Raw genomic sequence first — 22,075 nt, forward strand, 5'->3', positions numbered from 1 at the left:
AGCGGTGTATCAGTCGACATCAATATCAACTGACACGACGCCTTCGCGAGCAAGCCCGCTCCCACAGGGGAACATCACTGCTTCAGGGAATGGAGCAGGCCTTCAAGAAACCGCTCCCCGGCTTCCATCTGGCTGATCTCGATAAACTCATCCGGCTTATGCGCCTGTTCAATCGAGCCCGGTCCGCAGACCACCACCGGCACATCCAGCCGCTGCTTGAACAATCCTCCTTCGGTGCCGAACGAAACCTTGGCGGTGCCGGTATCCGGCGCCGCGAAGTTTTTCAGAAAGCGCACCGCTTCAACGCTCGGATGCGTATCGAGGCCGGGATAAACGTTGAGGGTTTCAATTTCGATGGCGGCGACACTCGACAACAACCGGGCCTCGCGCACGATCACTTCCGCCCGCTCCTGCATTTGTTCCAAAAACTGATCCAGATTATCCGCCGGCAAATTGCGCACTTCGAAATCCAGGGTGCACAGGTTCGGCACAATGTTCAGCGCCCGGCCGCCGCCAATCTGCCCGACATGCACGGTGCTGTAAGGCACGTCGTAATCGGCATCCTGAGCGCCTTGTTCTTGCAGTTGTTGCTGACTTTGACGCAGCGCCGCGATGAAATCGCAAGCCACGTGGATCGCATTGACCGAACGCGGTGCCAGCGACGAATGCGCCTCCAGCCCCCGGCAATAGGTGCGATACGAGCCCTTGCCCTTGTGCCCGAGCACGAATTGCATATTGGTCGGCTCACCGATCAAGCACAAAAACGGCCGCACCGGCGCCAAGTGCAACACGTCAAGCAAACGACGTACGCCAACGCAGCCGGTTTCTTCGTCATGGGACAGCGCCAGTTGCAGCGGCCGGCTCAGGGAATGGTCGGCGGCATCGAGCATCGCGTCGATGGCCAGGGCAATGAAGCCTTTCATGTCGCAACTCCCGCGCCCGTAAATCTTGCCGTCCTGCACCGTCGCCTGAAACGCCGGGACGGTCCAGGCCTGCCCGGCCGCCGGCACCACGTCGGTGTGCCCGGACAGCAGAATCCCCGGCAACGACTTCGGCCCGGTGCTGGCAAACAGGTTGGCCTTCTTCCCGGTTTCATCCTTGACGATCAGCGACTCGATGCCCTTGGTCAGCAGCAGGTCGCGCACATACTCGATCAGGGCCATGTTCGACTCCGAAGAGACGGTGTCGAACGCCATCAAACGTTTGAGAATATCCAGTACACGGGCTTTCATGAGGCCTTGCTCCGTTGCTCGGCTAAATGGGCGAACCGACGGATAGAGAACGGCTCTATCGAAGTACTGGTGCTGCCGGTGCTGATCAGTTCGGCCATCACGTCGCCGACGCCGGGGCCGAGCTGGAAGCCGTGGCCGCAGAAGCCGAACGCGTAGAACAAGCCGTCGACCGTACCGCTTGGGCCCATGATCGGCAAGGAATCCGGCAGGTAACCTTCGATACCGCTCCAGACCCGGATGATGTTCAGGTTGCCGATGCCCGGCAGCAGACGGCGCATTTGCTCCATCTGGTTGAGGATGCTGCGCGGCTCAACGTAGGCCCGACGATTGAGCATGTCCGGTTTGCTGCGGTACCCGCCGCCGATGACGATGTTGCCGCGGGGGATCTGCCGGAAGTAGATCACTTCCTCGGGAATCTTGGTGTACACGCCGATTACCGTTGGCAAGGCGTAGGGCACCGGTTCGGTCACAGCCATTTGCGGGCCGTGGGTGTCGAGTGGCACCGGCTCGCCAAACTGCTGGGACAGCTTCTGCCCCCAGGCCCCGGCGGTAATCAGCAGTTGTGCGGCGTTGAACTGACGACCATCGGTGGTGGTGATATTGAACTCGCCGCCGACCTTCTGCACTTCGGCGACTTCGGTCTGTTCTTCAATCTGCGCGCCGAGTCGACGGGCAGCACGGGCAAACGCCGGGGCGGCCAGACGCGGGTTGGCGTGGCCATCGTGAGGCGCGTAGGAACCACCCTTCACGTCCGGCCCGAGGAACGGAAAGCGCTGATGCAACTCAGCGCCGCGATAGATTTTCAGGTCGAGTTGCGCCGCCTCAGGTGCCGCGGCATAGGCCTCAAGCTCAGCGATTTCGTCTTCGCGATAACACACGCGCATGTGCCCGCTGGCGATGAATTCGAGGTCATCGTCGATCAGTTCCGGCAAGCGCTTCCACAGCGCCCAGGAACGGTTGGCCAGTTCCAGTTGCCCCAAATAGCGACCCTGACGCCGGACGTTGCCGAAGTTCACGCCGCTGGCGTACTGACCGATCTGGTCACGTTCCAGCAGGATCACCGACTGCCCGCGACGACGCAGGAAAAACGCTGCCGCCGAGCCCATCAAGCCGCCGCCGACAATCACCACATCGGCTTTTTGAACGGTCATGGCGAGACCTCCTCGGTGAGTATCGAAAGGGGTTTGACCGGCGCCTGGCCACGTTGGCGGCCGACCTGTTGCACGCTGACTCCAGCGGCGGCGGCAATCACTTCGGCCCCAGCCTGGGAGCAATAACGGCCCTGACAACGGCCCATGCCGACTCGGCTAAAAGCTTTGGCCCGATTGACTTCGCAGGCGCCCTTCTCGCTGACCACCGCACGCAATTCACCGGCGCTGATCATCTCGCACCGGCAAACGATGGCGGTGTCGGGCAAGGCTTTGGCTTGCTCGGCAGGCCAGGGAAACGCCTGGGCCAGACCGAGGCGAAACTGGTCCATCACCGCCAATGCCTGGCGTTGTTCGTCGCGCAATCCGGCGTTGATGGGTTGATGCAGGTCTTCCAGCAGTGCCATGGCCGCCAGGCGTCCGGCGTATTCAGCGGCGTCAGCACCGCGAATTTTCGAGCCGTCACCAGCGGCATACACGCCGCTGACCGAGGTCCGACCTTCTTCATCCACTGCCAGCCACCATTGGCCGGAGGCTTCATCGAAACGCATGCGACAACCAGCCAGATCGGCCAATTGGGTTTCCGGGCGCAGGTGGTACCCCAAAGCCACGGCATCACAATCCACATTCAACGTCTCGCCACGCGCAGTCAGTACCCGCACACCGCTGACGCCGGTCTCCGCATCGCCCTGCACTACCAGCGGTTTGATCCCCAGGTGCACCGGAATCTTCGCCCGATACAGCTGTGCCAACAGCTTCATCCCGGTGAACAGCAATCCGGGCCGCGCCAGCAGTTTTGGCAATGCGCCAATGCGCTTGCTGAACGGCGACGTGTCGAGCACCGCCGCCACCTTCGCGCCGGCCTTAACGTACTGGCTCGCGACCAGGTACAGCAACGGCCCACTGCCCATAAACACCACGCTGTGACCAATGGACACCGCTTGGGACTTGAGCGCAATTTGCGCCCCGCCGAGGCTATAGGTGCCCGCCAACTGCCAGCCTTCAATCGGCATCAAGCGGTCGGTGGCGCCGGTGCAGAGGATCAGCGCGTCGTAATCCACCGTCGAATGTTTGCCCTGGCTGACGCAGCACAACTGCCCCGCTGTCAGGTTCCACACCAAGGTGTCGGGGCGGTAATCAATAGCACCGCGCAGGCGATCAAAACTTTCGTGCAGGTCCTGCGCCTTGCGTGCCTCGGTGCCGTACAGCGTGGCGTAATTACGGGTAAACCCTTGCGGTTGCCGACGGTAAATCTGCCCACCGTCCCGGCGATTTTCATCGATCAACATCGGTTTGAACCCCGCCGCCACCAGGGTTTCGGCACAGCGAATACCCGCCGGCCCGGCGCCCACAATGACTATCCGTGCAGTGGCCATGTCGCCTCCGGTTGTGTGGTGACGATGTCCAGCCCTTCGCGGACTTCATTGGAACAGGCACGCAAACGCTCGCCGCTGCGGGTCCAGACCCAACAATCCTGACACGCGCCCATCAGGCAGAAACCGGCACGTCGCCCCGAATCAAATTCCGACTGGCGCAACGCATTGCCCTGGGTCAGCAACGCGACCATCAACGTATCGCCTTGCAACGCCTCGATGGCTGCGCCGTCCACCGTCAAACTGACGGTCGGCCGGCCCTGCTCGGCCAGTCTCACAAAACGCCCCTTCATGCATAGGCTCCCTGGGTCATGGTGATCAGATCCTGCTGGGTTTTCAGCAACTCGGCGCTGTCGTGGTGGCAGAGGATTTCACTGCCACCGTCGATGAGCCGACGGTTCGGCGCGGTGCGATTGCACAAGCCATCGACCCGAACCGGGCAGCGACTGAGGAAGGTACACAGCTCTGGCACGTTGGCTCGGGCGCCAATCGGCGGCAGCTCGCCACAGGTGGTGCCGCAGTTTTCCAGCCAGCCTTGGCGCAGTTCCGGCACGGAATGAATCAACAAATCGGTGTACGGATGAAACGGTGCCTGGGCAAACGACTGTCGGGAGCCGGCCTGAATCTTGTGGCCGCTGTACATCACCACAATGTCGTCGCACAGCGCCCGCACCGTGGAGATGTCATGACTGATGAACAGATAGGAAACCCCCAGTTGCTGACGCAGATCGCGCAGCAGTTCGAGAATCGCCGCGCCGACCACTGTGTCCAGCGCCGAGGTCACTTCATCGCAGAGAATCAAATCCGGTTTGGCCGCCAAGGCCCGAGCCAGGTTGACCCGTTGCTTTTGCCCGCCGGACAACTCATTTGGCCGCCGTTCTGCCAGGGTCCGAGGCAATCGCACCAAGTCCAGCAGTTCGTCGATACGTTCGCGCAACGCCGCACCTTTGAGCCCGAAATACATCTTCAGCGGACGGCTCAGAATGGTGCTGACGCTGTGCATCGGGTTGAGCGCCGTGTCGGCGTTCTGGAAGACCATTTGGATGCGGCGGAACTGTTCGTCAGTCCGCTCGGAGAGGCAGCCGCCCAACGGCTGGCCGTCAAAGGTCAATCCGCCGAGCGCCGGGGTCAGCAACCCTGCGACTACCCGCGCCAGGGTCGACTTGCCGGAACCCGACTCACCAATCACGCCGATAGCCTGGCCCCGGCGCACGGTCAGGTCGATGTCTTCGAGCACCCGAATCGCTGGCATGCCTTGCATGTTCTTGTTGCCGTAACCGGCAGTCAGGCCTTTGATCGTCAGCAGCGGTTCGTCTTCGGCGATGCCGCTGGGTGGACGAATCGTCGTGTCGGGCCGGGCCGCTGCCAGCAGGCTGCGGGTGTATTCGTGCGCTGGGGCCTTGAGCAGCGGCGCGGTAGCGCTCTGTTCGAAGATCTGGCCACCGTTAAGCACGACAATCTGGTCGGCCATCTGAGCAACAACCGCGAGGTCATGGGAGACATAAACCGCCGTCGCCCCACGTTCCCGCACCACGCGTTTAAAGGCACGGAGCACGTCGATCTGGGTGGTGACGTCGAGGGCAGTGGTCGGTTCGTCGAGCACCACCAGCAATGGATCGCTGATCAGCGCCATCGCCGCCATCACCCGTTGCAGTTGCCCGCCAGACACCTGATGCGGGTAGCGCTGGCCGATGTGATCCGGGTCCGGCAACGCCAGGTCGCGGAACAGTTCGATGGCTTTGGCTTCGAGTACCGCACGAGTACCGAGGCCATGAATCAACGCGCCCTCCACCACTTGATCGATCAGTTTCTTCGCCGGGTTGAAGGCGGCCGCCGCGCTTTGGGCGATGTACGACACCCGATTGCCGCGCAGGCCTTGCAGTTCCTTTTCACTCAGCGCCAGCATGTCGTGCTCGCCGACTTGCACCACGCCGCCGGACAACCGGCAACCGCGACGTGCATAGCCCAGCAGCGCCAATGCGATGGTGGTCTTGCCGGAACCGGACTCACCGATCAACGCCAGTACTTCACCTTTTTCCAGGGAAAAGCTCACGCCTTTGACGATTTCCGTCTCGCCGCGCTCGCCACAGGCGACGACGCGCAGGTCTTCGACTCGAATCAATTCACTCATCTCAATGACCTCCCGTACGGCGACTACGTCGGGACGACAGTCTGTCGATAAACAGATTCACACCAATGGTCAGCGTGCCGATAGCCAGCGCCGGAATCACGATGGCCGGCGCGCCCTGGTTGAGGCCGCCGATGTTTTCCCGTACCAGCGAACCAAGGTCGGCATCCGGCGGTTGTACACCGAGGCCGAGGAAGCTCATGCCGCTGAGCAGCAAGACGATGAAGCCGAAACGCAGGCCGAGGTCAGTCAGCACCGGGTTGAGCATGTTCGGCAGGATTTCCACGCAAGCAATGTACAACCGGCGTTCGCCACGGGTGCGGGCGACTTGCACGTACTCCAGCGCTTCGATGTTCACCGCCATGCTGCGAGCAATACGGAACGCGCCGGGGGCGAAACTCAGGACTGCGGTGCAGATCAGCAACGTCACCGAGGAGCCAAACGCCGAGACCATGATCAGCGCCAACATCTTGCTCGGGATCGAGATAAAGGCATCCATCAAGCGACTGATCACTTCGTCCAGCCACTTCGGCGAAACCACCGACAGCAGCGCGCAACTGGTGCCCAGGCCACTGGCCAATATCGCCGCCACCAACGCCAGGCCCACGGTAAACCGCGCGCCAACCAGCACCCGGCTGAGCATGTCGCGGCCCAGGTAATCGGTGCCAAACGGGTAAAGCGCACTGATGCTGTCGAAGACATTGTCAGAGACCACTTCACCCACCGGGTGCGGCGCCAGCCACGGACCGAAGATCGCCACCAGCAACCAGACCACACACATCGCTGCGCCGATCAGGCCCAGCCATGCCGGGCCATGGGACACCTTGCCAGCCGACAGGTCGGGGGTCTTGGGCGTCGATTTCACAATGAGATTGTTCATTGGTTTCTCAGCCTCGGATTGGACAGAATCGCGCACAGGTCGGCAATCAGCACCAACCCCAGGTACGCCGTGCAAAACAGCATGGTGCAAGCCTGGACCAGCGCCATGTCACGGTTGGTCACGGCATCGACCATCAGGCTGGCGATACCGGGATAGTTGAATATTGTTTCGACAATAACCACCCCGCCCAGCAGATACGAAAGGCTCAGGGCGATGGCGTTGGCTATCGGCCCGATCGCATTGGGCAAGGCATGGCGCAGCACGATACGCATCGGGCTGACGCCTTTTAGCCGGGCCATTTCCACGTAGGGGCTGTCGAGTTGATCGATGACTGCAGCGCGGGTCATGCGCGACATTTGCGCGACGATCACGCAGCACAGCGTCATCACCGGCAAAGCGTAGGTGCGCATGAATTGCCACGGCGAGGTGATGTCGCTGGCATAGGACAGCGCCGACAACCAACCGAGGTTTACCGCGAAAATCAGCACCGCCAGGGTCGCCACCAGAAACTCCGGAACCGCGACCATGGCCAGGGTGAAGAAGCTCAGAAAGCTGTCGATCCGCCCACCGCGGCCCATCGCCGAACCGATGCCCAACACCAGCGCCACCGGCACTGAGACCAGCGCCGTAGCGGCCGCCAGCATCAGCGTGTTCGGTACGCGGCCGGCCATCAGTTCGGTGACCGGCATCGCGTTGGACACCGACAAGCCCATGTCGCCGCTGAGCAGGTTCATCAGCCAGTGCAGGTAACGCAGCACACCGGGCTGGTCGAGCCCCAGTTTCAGGCGCAGCGCCGCCACTTGTTCCGGTGTGGCGAACTGCCCGAGCGATTGTTGCGCCGCGTCCCCCGGCAGTACCGCCGTGATCGCAAACACGACCATGGACACGATCAACAAGGTCACGATCGCGGCGCCCAGACGCCGGCCGATCAACCACAGTGTGTTGCTATTCATCGCCTACCCTCCTGCACTGTCCCTGACGTACTACCGACTGCCCATCAAGGCCCTATCAAGCGTCCAGCCAGACCTGCTCGGCGAACATGTAGCCCATGAAGCCACCCAGCGGATTGCTGCCGTAGCCTTTAATGCGCTGGTCGACGCCATCGATGTTGCTGATGAACACCGGCACGCCGATGCCACAGTGGTCGTGCACCAGGGTTTGCATGTCCGCGTACATCTTGCTGCGCTTGGCGTCGTCGGTTTCACCGCGGGCGAGCATCAGCAACTGGTCGAACTGGTCGTTCTGCCAACCGGACTCGTTCCACGGCGCCTTCGACTGGAAGAACTGCGAGAACATCACGTCGGCGTTCGGCCGTGGGTTGATGTTGCCGAAGCTCAGCGGGTGCTTCATCCAGTGGTTGGACCAATAGCCGTCGCTCGGCAAGCGGTTGACGTCAAGCTTGAGCCCGGCCTGTTTCGCCGACTGCTGCAACAGCACCGCGATGTCCACCGAACCGGTGGCGGCTGGAGACGCGACCAGCGGCATGCTGATGCTTTCCATGCCGGCCTTCTTCAGCAGGAACTTGGCTTTCTCCGGGTCGTAGACGGTTTGCGGCAGGTCAGCGTTGTAGTAGCGCGAACCGGGGGCAATCGGATGGTCGTTACCGACCACGGCAAAGCCACGGAACACCGCGGATTTGATCTGCTCGCGGTCCATCAGGTGCTTCATCGCCTGAGTGAATTCCGCACTTTTACCCGGCATCTGGTCCTGGCGAATGATCAAGTCAGTGTAGTTGCCCGACGGCGCATCGACGACCCGGTGCTTGGCGCTGGCCTTGATCCGAGTGGTGGAACGCGGGTTGACCTCGTTGATCATGTGCACGTCGCCAGACAGCAGCGCGTTGACCCGTGACGCTTCGTCGCCAATGGCGATGAATTCGATCTCGTCGAGGTATGGCAGGCCCGGTTTCCAGTAGCCGGTGTTGCGCACAGCCACCGAACGCACGCCCGGTTTGAATTCCTTGACCTTGAACGGCCCGGTGCCGACGCCCGCATTGAAGTCGGTGGTGCCTTCGGGAACGATCAAAAGGTGCGACACGGCGAGGATCGACGGCAATTCGGCGTTCGGCGCGCTGAGGCGGATCTGCACTTCATTGGTGCCGGTGGCCTTAATCTCGACGAACTGCTCCATCAGCGGCATGACTTTGGAACCGGTCAGCGGGTCTTTGTGCCGCGACAGCGAGAACACCACGTCGGCGGCGCTAAGGGTTTTGCCGTTGTGGAAGGTCACGTCCTTGCGCAGGGTGATGGTCCACAGCGTCGCGTCGGTGTTATCGATGCGCTCGGCCAGTTCCAGTTGCGGCACCAGGTGCGGGTCAAAACGTGTCAGGCCGTTGTAGAACATGTAGTGGCGTGCGTAGTCGGTGGACAGCGCGCCTTTGGCCGGATCGAGGGTGTCGGCGGTGGAGCTGGACATGCCGGCTACACGAATCCGCCCGCCGGGTTTGCCTTTGCCCGGGGTCGCGGCTTCGTCAGCGAACAGCTTGCCGGCGGCGCCGAACAGGCTGCCGGCGCCCACGGCGGCAACGCCCGCCACGCCGAGCATTTGCAGGGCGTTGCGGCGCGACATGCCGCGATTGAGGCCTTCGAACACGCGCATGCTGTCCTGGCCGGAGATCAGGGGTGAGTCGATCTTGTTGTCAGTCATATCAGTTGTACCTGTCGAGAAGGAGAAGGCTCCGGTTATCCGGGGCGTTGAAACGCAAACGACGGTGACGCCACAACATCAACTCAATGCAAATAGTCCTGGAAGCGGTAATAAGCGCCCACGAACGGCAGGAACCACGGCTTGCCGAAGTGTCCGGGGATCGCCGGCCAGTCGAGTTCACGCCAAGGGTTGGCCTCGACGTTGCCGGCCATCACCTCGGCCATGACCTGGCCCATGTGCACTGACATCTGCACCCCGTGGCCGCTGTAGCCCATGGAGTGATAAACCCCGCCGTGCTGGCCGGCCCGCGGCAAGCGGTCGGACGTCATGTCCACCAGTCCGCCCCAGCAGTAGTCGATTTTCACGTTGGTCAACTGCGGGAACATCTGCACCATCGCGGCTTGCAGCACCTTGCCGCTCTTGGCGTCGTTGACGCTGTCCGACATGGCAAACCGCGCACGGCCGCCGAACAGCAGGCGGTTGTCTGGAGTCAGGCGGAAGTAGTTACCGATCATGCGGCTGGTGACATAGGCACGACGGCCGGGCAGCAACTGCTCGATCAGCTCCTTTGAGAGCACTTCAGTGGCTATGACAAAACTGCCCACCGGCACGATCCGCCGCCGATACCAGCCCAAGCCACCGTGCTGACAGGCGCCGGTGGCCAGCAGTACTTGCCCGGCGTGCAACGAACCCTTGCTGGTGTTGACCTGATAGCCGCCGGCCTGGGCTTTCCAGTCCAGCACCGAGGTGCCTTGATGGACCAGCGCACCGTGACGCGCCGCCGCTTCGGCCAGCCCGACGCCGAAGCGTCCGACATGCATCTGCACACCGTTGCGTTGCAGCAAGCCACCGTGGAACTGCGCCGAATTCACTTCGGCACGGGTCTGTTCGGCGGACAGCAACTCGACGTCGGCATCGACTTCCTTGCGAATCAACTCGCAGGTCCGTGCCAGGCCTTCGTAGTGCATCGGCTTGGCGGCCAACTTGAGCTTGCCGTTGCGGATCAGGTCGCAGGCGATCTGCTCCTGTTCCACCAGCGTCACCACGCTCTGCACTGCACTTTCGTAGGCCTGGTAATAGGCCCGCGCTTTATCGGCACCGAGGCTGGCGCTGAGGCCGGCGTAATCCTGGGCCACCCCGGTGTTGCACTGCCCTCCGTTGCGCCCCGAGGCTTCGCCGATCACTCGCCCGGCTTCGATCACCACCACACTGGCGCCCTTCAAGGCCAACGCCCGAGCCGCCGCCAACCCGGTGAAACCGCCACCGACGATGGCCACGTCGACCTGCCCGGGCAATGCGCCGAGCTGTGCACCGGTGAAGGCCGGTGCGGTGTCGAGCCAGTAGGATTCACTGCCCATGTCTATCCGCCTATGCCAGGAAAAGTGCCGTTACCGTTGCGACTCAGAGCCCGACCAACGCAGCCAGACCGCCGATATCGGTGATCTGCTGGTAGCCGTAGAACGCGTTGCCCGGCACTTCATGGCCACGGGCGACGAAGGCCTTGTTCTTGATCTTCATGTCGTGGGCCGGCATCAGGTCGTAACGGAAGCTGGAGGACACATGCAAGATGTCTTCCGGGCCGCAGTTGAGGTTGTCGAGCATGTACTCGAACGCGGCCAGACGCGGCTTGTAGGCCTGGGCCTGTTCGGCGGTGAAGACCTTGTGGAACGGCGCGCCGAGCTTGTCGACGTTGGACATGATCTGGCTGTCGCTGGCGTTGGAAAAAATCACCAGGGGGATCTTGTCGGCGATTTTCGACAGGCCCGCCGGTACGTCCGGGTGCGGGCCCCAGGTCGGGACGGCGTCGTAATACAGCTGACCTTCGTCGCGGTATTCGATGCCCCAACGTTTGCAGGTCCGCGCCAGGGCGGTCTTGAGAATTTCGTCGTAAGGCATCCAGTCACCCATGACCTGGTCCAGGCGATAGGCCGAGAAATCCTTGACGAATTGGTCCATCTGCTCCGCCGGGACGCGCTCAGCGAAGATCTCGCGGGTCATCGTGCCCATGTGGAAGTTGGTCAGCGTACCGTAGCAGTCGAACGTAATGAATTTGGGGCGAAGGAAGCTCATTGAGTGCGGTCCTGAAGTTCGTTGAGGTCATGGCGCGACAAGCATTCGCTTCGGTTTCGAAGCGGTGATGCAACGCTGCAGCACACCGTCATTACAACACCGTGAAATCAGCAGATGGCGTTAAAAGCGACCTCCGCTCGATACAAACCACCGTTTTAGCCGTCCCCCTCAGCAGACTTTGCGGCCCGCTCCAGCCTTGGGCAAACCCCGTATTTGTGCGCTCTTATGGACCTTTATAGCCCTGTGCGGCCTGCATGTGCCGCCATTGGCCGCAGAAACTGCGCCGGGGTGAATGAAAACGGGCGCTTCCCTGAGGAAGCGCCCGTTTGGGTGCTGATTGAAGATCCGGAAGTTGCCGAGAACCTGTGGGAGCGGGCTTGCTCGCGAAGAGGGAGTGTCAGTCGACATCAATGCTGGCTGATGCACCGCTTTCGCGAGCGAGCCCGCTCCCACATTTGTCCGGCGTGAAGCCCAATCCTCGCAGACAAAACCGATCCACTGTGGGTTATTGGAGGATGTCGATCAGCACGCTTTTAAAGCGCAGGTTGGCTTCGAACGCTTCGCGGCCCAGGTCCTTGCCGATGCCTGAGCGTTTGTAGCCGCCAGTCGGCAGGATGTAGTCGTTACTGCGGCCATAACGGTTGACCCAGACTGTGCCTGCTTCCAACTTGCGGACCAGGCGCAAGGCGCGATTGATGTCGGCAGTGTGCACACCCGCCGCCAAGCCATAAGTCGCGTGGGCAGCCAGGCTCAGCGCCTGTTCTTCGTCATCGAATGCCTGCACGGTCAGCACCGGGCCGAAGATTTCCTCGCAGACTGCCGGGTTTTCATTATCGAGGCCGGCCAGCAGCGTCGGCTGGTAATAAGCACCGCCCAAACCTTCAAACAATCCGCCACCGGTCAGCACTTCAGCCCCGGCCTGGCGCGAACGCTGGACGATGCCGTCAATACGACTGGCCTGAAGCCGGGAAATGATCGGCGACAGCGTGCTTTCCGGCGACCAGGTCGGGCCAGGACGCAGCTCCTCGAAGTACGCCTGCAAGTGCGCAACAAACGGTTCCATGATCGAACGCTGAATCAGCAGCCGCGAACCGGACACGCAAACCTGTCCGGCATTACCGGTAATTGCCAGTGCCACGGTGCGCGCGGTTTTGGCGATGTCCGGGATATCGGCGAACACCAGTTGCGGACTCTTGCCGCCAAGTTCCAGGGTCACCGGTTTCGGCCCCACCAGCGCGCAGGTCGACATGATGCTCGACCCGGTGGCGGTGGAGCCGGTAAAGGTCACCTTGCCCACACGCGGGTGGCGGCACAAGGCATCGCCGGTGGTGCGACCATCGCCCTGAACCACGTTGAAAATCCCCGCCGGAATACCCGCCTGCAACGCCAGTTCGGCAAAGCGCAGGCTGGAGAACGGTGTCAGTTCCGATGGTTTGAGCACCACGGCATTTCCTGCGGCCAGCGCCGGGGCGACTTTCCAGGAGGCCATGCTCAACGGAAAATTCCACGGCGCGATGGCCGCGATCACGCCGTAAGGTTCGGCGATCTGCATGCCCAGGCGATCGGTCTGGGTCGCGGCGACCTGGCCGCCGTGCTTGTCTGCCAGTTCGGCAAAGAAACGAATGCCTTCGGCGACATAGGGAATGTCCCACGCGATCACATCTTTATGCGGACGGGTCGAGCCGACGGCTTCAAGCGGTGCAAGGATCTCGGCATCTGCTTCGATCAGATCGGCCCAACGGCGCATAACCCGCGCGCGCTCCCGTGGTGGACGGCTGGCCCAATCGCTGCGGTTGAACGCCTGCCAGGCACCGTTGACCGCCTCGTCCACCAGATTGGCATCGGCAATCGGCAACCCCGCATACACCTGTCCATCCGAGGGCCGCACCACTTCCAGTCCCGGTTGAGCGTCGCGGTATTTTCCGCCGATAAAGTGAGCGCTGCGCACAGCGATAAAACGAGGATCGAAGCTATCCATGGAGCACTCCAAAAAAGGATCGGCGGGGCGTTTACTCAGGCCTCCATCGTAGAAAAAAAGCCCAAGCATTTGCTGCCGACCTTGCGGTGCAATTAAGTAGTAAGTGTGGTCTTGTGGGCTCTGCCTCGCGGAATCTGCCGAATGTTCCAAGGCCCCTTGTCAGGCCTTCGTACAGATGGGATACAGGCACCATCACGCCGGAAAACCGGCCGTTCGCGCACACTGTTCAACGGAGACTCGCCATGTCCGCCCCGCAACCTTCTGCTTATCTTTATCGCCCGATGACCGAGGCCGATCTCCCGGCAGCGCATGCCTTGTCCGTGCAGTTGAAGTGGCCCCATCGGCTGGACGACTGGGCCATGGTGCTGCGCATCAGCGACGGCTTTGTGGCACTGGATGGCGAGCGTTTGATCGGCACGGCGTTCGCCTGCCCACAAGGCGATTTCGCGACCATCGGTTTGGTGATTGTCAGCGATGATTATCAAGGCAAGGGCGTCGGTCGCAAGCTGATGGAACTGGCGCTTGAGGCGTGCCAATCGCGCACGCCAATCTTGAATGCGACCCTCGCCGGTGCGCCGCTTTATGTCAGTCAGGGTTTTGTCGAGTTTGGGCGGATTCAGCAGTGTCAGGGCTTGGCCCAAGCTCCAATCCCTGCGCCGCTGGCCGACGGAGAAGAATGTCGGCCGCTGCGAGAGACCGACAAGCCTCGTGTGCTGGAACTGGCTAACGCCGGTACCGGACTGGACCGTCATGCAGTGCTCACCGATCTGTTTGATGTCGTCGAGCATTCGGTCGTTATCGAGCGCGGCGGTCAAGTGCGCGCCTTCGCCATACTCCGCCCCTACGGCCGTGGCCGCGGGATTGGCCCGGTAGTCGCAGAAAACCTCGAACAGGCGCAACACCTTATTGCCGTATTGCTGGCTCAAGTGCCGGACACCTTTGTGCGCATCGACATTCCATCGGACTGCGGCTTGAGCGACTGGCTGGCAGACGCCGGCCTCAAGCAAGTCGACACCGTGGCACAAATGGCTCGCGGCACACCGCCGCAAGCGGCCAACGGCGTGCGCCAGTTTGCACTGGTGACCCAAGCCATCGGCTGACGGACTACCTGACACCTTCATTTACACGGAGCATCACCCGTATGTCCCAACCTACCGTTCTGCTGTTGGCTCGCGCCGACGGCAGCCGCGTTGCCACGCCTTTCAAAACCCTGCCATTGAATGCGGCCGATCCGTTTATGGATACCCGCCAGATCGCCTGGTCCGGGGCAGATGGTGTATCTGCCGGTATCGTCGACGCAGGCGAAGTCGTTGATATCGAGGATTTCCCGCACACCGAAGTGATCGTGGTGCATGCCGGCCACGTGAAGCTGATAACCCAGGAGCAGACATTGGAACTGGGGGTTGGCGCCAGCGCAGTGATCGGTCGCGGGACCACCTTGCGGATTGAAGCGCACGCCGGCACACAATGGGCCTTTTGTGCCATGAGCACCGAAACACCGACTCCCGGCCTGACCTTTCTCGATCCGCTGGCGATGCTCTCGCCTTCCGCCGCGCCCGAACCGCAAATCCTGATCGGCCCAGCGCCGCAATGCCGGTCGCGCAATGCTTTCGAAGACGCGGCAACCGATCTGCGCGTGGGGGTCTGGGATTCGACGCCTTACGAACGCCACGGCCGGGCGCACAAGCTCAATGAACTGATGCACTTGATCGAAGGCAGCGTGACGCTACTCGCACCCGCCGGATCCAGCGTGACGGTCAGCACCGGCGACAGTGTGTTCGTGCCGCAAGGTGCGCCGTGCGCCTGGAAAAGCACGCGGTATGTGCGCAAGGTGTATGCCGTTAAATAGCGGTATGCCCCAGCAAACACTGAACCAAGGCATCGAAGACCACTTTGCAGCGCGGACTGTTGCGCAGGTCTTCATGCATGGTGACCCAGGCTTCCAGATGGAAGGGGAAGTGCTCGGGTAATACCCGCACCAGGCGGGTGTCGCGTTTGGCCAGTGCCGACTGGCAAAATCCAATGCCCGCGCCCGCGCGGATCAGGGCGAGCTGGGCCAGGTCGCTGTCGGCGCGCAGTGAAAGCCCTTCACGCGTCCAGCCTGGCGCATGCTTGCTGGCAGCGCGCACGAACGGTGTTTCAGTATCGAAACCGATCAACGTGTGCCGCGCCAGGTCCGCCGGCATCGCCGGCGTGCCCTCGCGGCTCAGGTAATCGGCGCGCGCATAGAGCCCGACCTCGATATTGCCGACGCTGCGCGCAATCAGTTGCTCCTGTTTCGGTGGGGTCATGCGCACCGCGATGTCAGCCTCGCGCTGCAACAAATCCTGCACGCGGTTGGTAGCGACCAGTTCAATCGTCAGTTGCGGATACGCCTGGCGCAGTTGGGCCAAAGCAGATGGCAGCACCTCCACGGCAATCACTTCGCTGGCGGTAATACGCACCGTGCCGCCCGTGGTTTGCCCCTGCCCGGCCATCGCTCGCTCCAGGGCGGCCGCATTGCTGTGCATGGCTTCGGCGTAAGTGCGCAGGGTCTGCGCCGCCTCGGTGGGCATCAACCCGGTCCTTGACCGGGTGAACAGGGTTTGTTTGAACGACGCTTCCAGCTCGGCGATGTGCCGGCCCACGGTCGGCTGAGTAATGCCCAGCGCACGGGCAGCAGCCGACAGCGAGCCGTGGCTCAGCACCGCCAGAAAGCTTCGATAGAGTTCCCAACCGATATTTTTAGTCATACATAAATGTATAGCTAGTACAGAGAATTCGGCAATTTCTTTCATCACGCCCGCGCAGCAGAATCGACTCTCAACTTTGGGAGTTCCTGAAATGACGCTGAGCAATAAGGTTTTAGTACTGGGCGCAACGGGCGGCATCGGCGGCGAAGTGGCGCGTCAGTTGCGCGACGCTGGATGGCAAGTCCAGGCCTTGCAGCGCGGGCTCACGCAGAGCAGCGAAACTCGCGAAGGCATCCTTTATCTGCGAGGCGATGCAATGAATCGCGCGGACGTAATGCACGCCGCGCAGGGTTGCAGCGTGCTGGTCCACGCGGTCAATCCGCCGGGCTATCGTCGCTGGAATGAATGGGTGCTGCCGATGATCGACAACACCATCGCCGCGGCCCAGAAAGAAGGCGCAACCATTGTCTTGCCCGGCACGGTCTACAACTACGGCCCGGACGCTTTCCCGCTGTTGACCGAAGACGCTGCGCAGCGGCCACTGACTCGCAAAGGCAAGATCCGCGTGCAACTCGAACAGCGATTGCACGCCGCGACGCAGCAAGGTGCGCGGGCAATTGTGTTGCGGGCCGGGGATTTCTTTGGTCCGCAGTCCGGCAACAACTGGTTTTCCATGGGCCTGATCAAGCCTGGGCAAGCAGTAAAACACATCAACTTGCCGGGTGATCCTGGCGTCGGTCATCAGTGGAATTATCTGCCGGATGTCGCGCAGACCATGGTGCAACTGCTAAACGTTCGGGAAGGTCTTGCGCCCTTCTCGACTTTCCACATGGCCGGGCATTGGGACGCCGATGGCAGGCAAATGGCCGCAGCCATTGCCCGGTGCGTCGAACAGGCTGGCGGGCACGCCAAACAACGTGCCTTCCCGTGGTGGCTGACGCGTCTGGCCTCCCCCTTCATGGTCACCCTGCGGGAATTGATGGAGATGCGTTACCTGTGGCAACAACCGCTGCGCATGGACAACCGTCGCCTGCTGGCCGGGCTCGGAACAGAACCCCACACGCCGTTGGCTCAAGCGGTTGAAGCCACGTTGAAGGGATTGGGATGTCTTCCTCAGACTGATCGTTGAAGCAACAAACGACAGTCGGTTTCAGCGATACTCGGCGCACCTCTCATAGGATTTGAAAGTGAGCGCCGACCATATGAATAACAAACCACACGCCCTGCTCCTCTGTGGATTGCTCGCCCTGCCCTGGGGCGTGCAAGCACAGGAAACGCCTTCGCATCTGGACAGCGTCATGCAGCAAGGTCTGCTGACGGTCTGCACCACCGGCGACTACAAGCCCTACACCTACAAAAATGAAAACGGCGAGTACGAAGGCATCGACATCGCGATGGCCCGCTCCCTGGCCGACAGCCTCGGGGCCAAGGTTAATTGGGTACAGACCACCTGGAAAACCCTGATGCCCGACCTGCTCGCGGGCAAATGCGACATCGCGATGGGCGGGATTTCGGTGACGCTGGAACGGCAGAAAAAGGCCTATTTCAGTAGCACTCTGGATGTCGATGGCAAGGTTCCATTGGTGCGCTGTGAAGATCAGGCGCGTTACCAGACCATCGAGCAAATCAACCAGCCGTCGGTGCGGTTGATCGAGCCGGCGGGCGGCACCAATGAGGCGTTCGTGCATGCCTTCCTGCCCAAGGCGCAGCTGATGCTTCACGACAATGTGACGCTGTTCCAGGCGCTGCTGGACAAGAAGGCTGACGTGATGATCACTGATGCTTCAGAGGCGCTCTATCAGCAGAAACTCAAACCCGGGCTCTGCGCGGTCAACCCAGGCCACTACTTCCAGTACGGCGAAAAAGCCTATTTGCTGCCACGCGATGACATTACCTGGAAGCAATACGTCGATCAGTGGCTGCACCTGACCAAGGTTACCGGAAACTATCAGAAAGTTGTCGGTGAATGGCTGGCATCACCTGAACAATAATGGTGACAGCAACTAGTTGTTGACTCAAAGACTAAACAGCAACGCAACCGCCCGGACGACAAGACGGGTGTGTTGCACTCGCTCCCCGCAAAACAATAGAAGATTTGCGGCCACCAGCCCAATAACAAACCCCGCCCCTATCAAACCCCACATTTCAATAGATACGCATCCATCACAAAACCAACTACCCAGTACTTCTCGCATATATAAAACCCTCACCACCCGTCATTCCTTCAGGGAAACTCATTTAATTCAGCGCACTCATCTATTGACGGAATAAAACTTCCAACCCCTAAATAGCTTCCACAGTACAGCGTCTAGCACAAGGCCTACAGGCTCATCATCGATAGCCTCCGCTGTATCAAAAACTTCAGCATCGGACGACCCACAACTATCTCTGACATTTTATAACAATCATTGACACCCAGACACAGACACCAGAAGATGGCGCCATAACGCCATCAACCAAAAAGCAGCCGCCTCGTCAGGTTAACGAACTCTGAGTTCCTGAATTATTTCATTCCCGGTATAACGCATGAAATATGTAGACGACGTGACTAAACTTTTTGAAAGTTTCGGTGAGACTGCGGGTAGTTACCAGGAAATACAACCCAGCTACAAAAATTTCAAAGATGGCTTGACCCCACTTGCAACATCCATGATTGAGCAAGACTTCACCGAGGCGTTGCCCCAAGCAACTACCGCAGTGTTTCTGCTTGATGCACCCACCCCCCCTTTATTACTGATTGGCCCGCACATGGAACGTGCAACAAACATTGTCACTTCGTTACCTTCACCCGTGACGGCCCCCTTGCCGAACGAGGCAACGACGGCCTCCACACCGGGTGACAACCAACGCTTGAGCGAACTCTTGCGCGAACTGAACCAGATTCGCAGAGACGGTCTGCCAATGCCCCGCAAGCAGACCAAAGCAAAGGTCATTGCTATCGTTTCTGCAAACGGCGGTGTGGGTAAAAGCACTGTCGCTGCCGGGCTGGCAAAAGCACTAGGGCACCCTGGCGGGCGAACCATCGCGATTGACCTCGATCCTCAAAACGCCCTGGCCAGTCACTTGAGCGCCATTAAACAGGGGCCTGGGCTGATCCAGCTGAAACAGCCCGACGCCGACTGGAGCGCCCATTGTCTGCCTGGCTATTGCGACAGCGAGTACCTGCCCTTTGGGGCTGGCAGCGCAAACGATCGCAGGTCGCTCAAGCTGCAGATGTTCGAGGATTCTGACTGGCTGAATCAGCACCTTGTGTCGATGAATCTCAGTGAAAACGATACCGTGATCCTGGACACGCCTTCAGGTGCGAACGTCTATTCGCAACAGGCATTGGATGCTGCCGATCTGGTGTTGGTCATCACGGTGGCCGATGCGGCCTCCTACCTGGCGCTCGATACCATGGCGCAGTGGCTTGAAACCAGCAGAAGACGTGCGCAACAGCACCGGTATGTGCTCAACCAACAGGAGGGTTCCCGTTCGTTCAGCCGGGACATGAGCCTGCTGTTTCAGCGGCGCCTCGGCAGTGATCTGATCAGCACGATTCGTCTCGATCACCAGCTCAACGAATCGTTGGCTTATAACCGCGACCCGCTGCAGTTCTCACCGGATGGCATTGGCTGTCAGGACATATTTTCGCTCGCGCGCATGGTTCGCGCCTTGCTTGCGCCGGATGTAGCCGACGGGCAGCTCGCGCCATGACGGCCCAGCTCAATGTGCGTCCCGCGCAGACCTGGCGGTTGCAGGGGCTACTGGAAACATTCCACGCTCGATTCAGCCGATGGCCCGAGCGCTGTCGCCAGGGCCTGAAAATTTCGGCCGGGCTGATGGCAGCATTGTTGCTGCTGGGCATCCTTACCGCCCCCCTTGATCTGTATTCCCAGGCTGCGTTCGCCGCGGTGTGTTTCACCGTGAGCCTGATCATCCGCAAACACGCCGGGCGATTAGCGATCCTGACCCTGATCACCCTCTCGTTGATTGCATCGTTACGCTATATGTACTGGCGCCTGACCGACACCCTGGATTTTGACAGTTGGCTGGATGCCGTATTTGGCTACGGGTTGGTGCTGGCCGAGCTGTACGCCTTGCTCGTCCTGGTATTTGGCTATGTCCAGACAGCCTGGCCGCTGCACCGCAAGCCACAGATTTTGCAGCAGGCGCCCGATCAATGGCCGACGGTAGACATCTTTATACCCACGTATAACGAAGCCTTGAGCATCGTCAAACTGGTCGTGCTCGCCTCCCAATCCATCGACTGGCCAGAGGCCAAGTTGCGGGTGCATGTCCTCGATGACGGACGTCGGGAGGAGTTCAGGGTTTTCTGCGAGCAGATCGGTGTCAACTACATCACCCGCGACAACAATCAGCATGCCAAGGCCGGTAACCTCAACGAAGCGCTGAAAGTTACCGATGGCGAGTTCATCGCCATATTTGACGCTGACCACGTTCCCACCCGCTCCTTTTTGCAAGTTTCCATGGGCTGGTTTTTCAAGGATCCGAACCTGGCATTGTTGCAAACACCGCATTTTTTCTATTCACCCGATCCATTCGAAAAAAACCTCGATACATTTCGATCGGTCCCCAACGAAGGTGAGTTGTTCTACGGCCTGGTGCAGGATGGCAACGACCTTTGGAACGCGACATTCTTCTGTGGCTCCTGCGCGGTCATGCGACGCACTCATCTACTGGAAGTCGGCGGTATCGCCACAGAAACCGTGACAGAGGATGCGCACACTGCGCTCAAGCTCAATCGCCGGGGCTTCAATACCGCCTATCTCGCTATTCCGCAGGCGGCGGGTCTTGCCACGGAAAACCTTTCTCGCCACATCAGTCAGCGCATACGCTGGGCGCGGGGCATGGCGCAGATTTTTCGCACCGACAACCCGCTGCTTGGCAAAGGCCTGAACCTGGGCCAGCGCATTTGTTACCTCAACGCCATGATGCATTTTTTCTACAGCCTGCCTCGCCTGGTGTTCTTGACCGCACCTTTGGCCTATCTGATTTTCGGCGCGCAGATTTTCCACGCCTCCGCGTTGATGGTGACGGTCTATGTGCTGCCACATATTTTTCATTCCAGCCTGACCAACTCCAGCATCCAGGGACGCTTTCGTCATTCCTTCTGGAACGAAGTCTATGAGTCGGTTTTGGCCTGGTACATCATGCGGCCCGTGCTGTTCGCCCTGATCAACCCTTCGCTGGGGACCTTCAACGTGACCGATAAGGGTGGCACCACCGAAAAGGAATATTTCGACTGGAAGCTCGCGCGGCCCTACATCGTTTTGCTGACCTTAAACATGCTTGGCCTGGCAATCGGTTCGGTGAAACTGATCGGGGGTGATGGCGCCGAGGTCGCTACCCTGATGATCAATCTGGTCTGGACTCTCTACAACATCATCATCGTCAGCACCGCCGTAGCGGTCGCCAGTGAGTCCTCCCAGATACGCTCCGAACCCAGGGTGCCCGCCGATCTTCCCGTGCGCGTCCACCGTCAAGATGGCACGTGGTTCGATTGCACAACCCAGAATTTCTCGCAGAAAGGCGTTGGTCTCAACCTGCCAGACGACACTCGACTCTGTCCCGATGAGTCGCTGCAACTCAGCATTCTGTGTACACCGCCCTCAAGCCTCTTTCCTGCAACTGCGATGTTCAACCACGGCAATGTGGCAGGCGTGCAATTCGATGCCATGCCGCTGCGCCTGCAAAGCGAACTGGTGCGACTCACGTTTTCACGGGCCGATACCTGGGCCAGCTCTTGGGGTAACGGCCGTCTCGACGCCCCGATGTCGGCGCTGCGGGAAGTCAGCCGCATCGGCCTGCGCGCCATTCTCGGCTTGTTCATGGCCACCCTTAAAGACGGCCAGGCGCTGCTGCGCAAGCGTTCGAACACACCATCACCTATCGACTCTACTGCGGAAATGCACCGATCTTGAACCGCTCCTCTCGCCAGACCTCTA

The 22,075-nt window shown here is 60.5% G+C and carries 18 protein-coding genes; 6 read left to right on the plus strand and 12 right to left on the minus strand.

Annotated elements, in window-relative coordinates; translation table 11 throughout:
- Window positions 1–74 precede the first annotated feature (74 nt).
- The 11 genes from argE to AC1MEW_RS21905 all read right to left on the minus strand — a co-directional run bounded on the left by argE (window position 75) and on the right by AC1MEW_RS21905 (window position 13,455).
- Window positions 75–1,232: an acetylornithine deacetylase gene (argE, locus tag AC1MEW_RS21855; protein ID WP_322268397.1), complete on the minus strand. Its 1,158-nt coding sequence runs from the start codon at window positions 1,230–1,232 to the stop codon at window positions 75–77.
- On the minus strand, window positions 1,229–2,383 hold the full coding sequence (locus tag AC1MEW_RS21860; RefSeq protein ID WP_201257148.1) for an NAD(P)/FAD-dependent oxidoreductase: 1,155 nt from the start codon (window positions 2,381–2,383) through the stop codon (window positions 1,229–1,231). Before AC1MEW_RS21860 ends, argE begins: the two co-directional genes overlap by 4 nt.
- Window positions 2,380–3,756, minus strand: a complete 1,377-nt coding sequence (locus AC1MEW_RS21865; RefSeq protein WP_480423675.1) for an FAD/NAD(P)-dependent oxidoreductase — start codon at window positions 3,754–3,756, stop codon at window positions 2,380–2,382. Before AC1MEW_RS21865 ends, AC1MEW_RS21860 begins: the two co-directional genes overlap by 4 nt.
- Window positions 3,738–4,046, minus strand: coding sequence for a (2Fe-2S)-binding protein (locus AC1MEW_RS21870; RefSeq protein WP_099238503.1), 309 nt, complete (start codon window positions 4,044–4,046; stop codon window positions 3,738–3,740). Before AC1MEW_RS21870 ends, AC1MEW_RS21865 begins: the two co-directional genes overlap by 19 nt.
- Window positions 4,043–5,884 carry an ABC transporter ATP-binding protein gene (locus AC1MEW_RS21875; RefSeq protein ID WP_201257150.1) on the minus strand — a complete coding sequence of 614 codons (1,842 nt, stop codon included), beginning with the start codon at window positions 5,882–5,884 and terminating at the stop codon, window positions 4,043–4,045. Before AC1MEW_RS21875 ends, AC1MEW_RS21870 begins: the two co-directional genes overlap by 4 nt.
- Before the next feature lies 1 nt (window position 5,885).
- Window positions 5,886–6,761, minus strand: a complete 876-nt coding sequence (locus AC1MEW_RS21880) for an ABC transporter permease (RefSeq protein WP_201257151.1) — start codon at window positions 6,759–6,761, stop codon at window positions 5,886–5,888.
- Window positions 6,758–7,714 carry an ABC transporter permease gene (locus AC1MEW_RS21885; protein WP_201257152.1) on the minus strand — a complete coding sequence of 319 codons (957 nt, stop codon included), beginning with the start codon at window positions 7,712–7,714 and terminating at the stop codon, window positions 6,758–6,760. Before AC1MEW_RS21885 ends, AC1MEW_RS21880 begins: the two co-directional genes overlap by 4 nt.
- A 55-nt stretch (window positions 7,715–7,769) precedes the next feature.
- The gene (locus AC1MEW_RS21890; protein ID WP_201257153.1) at window positions 7,770–9,407 is read right to left on the minus strand and encodes an ABC transporter substrate-binding protein; all 1,638 of its coding nucleotides are present in this window, start codon (window positions 9,405–9,407) and stop codon (window positions 7,770–7,772) included.
- Window positions 9,408–9,490: 83 nt separating this feature from the next.
- Window positions 9,491–10,765 carry an NAD(P)/FAD-dependent oxidoreductase gene (locus AC1MEW_RS21895; protein ID WP_201257154.1) on the minus strand — a complete coding sequence of 425 codons (1,275 nt, stop codon included), beginning with the start codon at window positions 10,763–10,765 and terminating at the stop codon, window positions 9,491–9,493.
- A 43-nt stretch (window positions 10,766–10,808) separates the two neighbouring features.
- The gene (locus AC1MEW_RS21900) at window positions 10,809–11,477 is read right to left on the minus strand and encodes a haloacid dehalogenase type II (protein WP_201257155.1); all 669 of its coding nucleotides are present in this window, start codon (window positions 11,475–11,477) and stop codon (window positions 10,809–10,811) included.
- 505 nt (window positions 11,478–11,982) lie between these two features.
- On the minus strand, window positions 11,983–13,455 hold the full coding sequence (locus tag AC1MEW_RS21905; RefSeq protein ID WP_480423676.1) for an aldehyde dehydrogenase family protein: 1,473 nt from the start codon (window positions 13,453–13,455) through the stop codon (window positions 11,983–11,985).
- Between the two features lie 242 nt (window positions 13,456–13,697).
- Here AC1MEW_RS21905 and AC1MEW_RS21910 point away from each other — a divergent pair, with 242 nt between their 5' ends.
- Window positions 13,698–14,555: a GNAT family N-acetyltransferase gene (locus AC1MEW_RS21910; RefSeq protein ID WP_201257157.1), complete on the plus strand. Its 858-nt coding sequence runs from the start codon at window positions 13,698–13,700 to the stop codon at window positions 14,553–14,555.
- Window positions 14,556–14,596: 41 nt separating this feature from the next.
- Complete coding sequence (locus AC1MEW_RS21915; RefSeq protein ID WP_322268395.1) at window positions 14,597–15,304, plus strand: cupin domain-containing protein; 708 nt, start codon at window positions 14,597–14,599, stop codon at window positions 15,302–15,304.
- Here AC1MEW_RS21915 and AC1MEW_RS21920 read toward each other — a convergent pair.
- Window positions 15,297–16,187 (minus strand): LysR family transcriptional regulator, encoded by an 891-nt coding sequence (locus AC1MEW_RS21920; protein ID WP_201257159.1) that lies wholly within the window; start codon window positions 16,185–16,187, stop codon window positions 15,297–15,299. The genes AC1MEW_RS21915 and AC1MEW_RS21920 overlap by 8 nt on opposite strands.
- Before the next feature lie 91 nt (window positions 16,188–16,278).
- Here AC1MEW_RS21920 and AC1MEW_RS21925 point away from each other — a divergent pair, with 91 nt between their 5' ends.
- The 4 genes from AC1MEW_RS21925 (at window position 16,279) to bcsA (ending at window position 22,051) form a co-directional block, all read left to right on the plus strand.
- The gene (locus AC1MEW_RS21925; RefSeq protein WP_480423677.1) at window positions 16,279–17,256 is read left to right on the plus strand and encodes an NAD-dependent epimerase/dehydratase family protein; all 978 of its coding nucleotides are present in this window, start codon (window positions 16,279–16,281) and stop codon (window positions 17,254–17,256) included.
- A gap of 73 nt (window positions 17,257–17,329) precedes the next feature.
- The gene (locus AC1MEW_RS21930; RefSeq protein WP_201257161.1) at window positions 17,330–18,118 is read left to right on the plus strand and encodes a transporter substrate-binding domain-containing protein; all 789 of its coding nucleotides are present in this window, start codon (window positions 17,330–17,332) and stop codon (window positions 18,116–18,118) included.
- A gap of 535 nt (window positions 18,119–18,653) precedes the next feature.
- Window positions 18,654–19,823 (plus strand): cellulose biosynthesis protein BcsQ, encoded by a 1,170-nt coding sequence (gene bcsQ, locus AC1MEW_RS21935; protein WP_480423678.1) that lies wholly within the window; start codon window positions 18,654–18,656, stop codon window positions 19,821–19,823.
- A complete protein-coding gene (bcsA, locus tag AC1MEW_RS21940) occupies window positions 19,820–22,051 on the plus strand; it encodes a UDP-forming cellulose synthase catalytic subunit (protein ID WP_201257163.1) in 2,232 nt (743 codons plus the stop codon). The genes bcsQ and bcsA overlap by 4 nt, the downstream gene beginning before the upstream one ends.
- The last annotated feature ends 24 nt before the right edge of the window (window positions 22,052–22,075 follow it).

The organism is Pseudomonas sp. ASL4 (assembly GCF_056680395.1).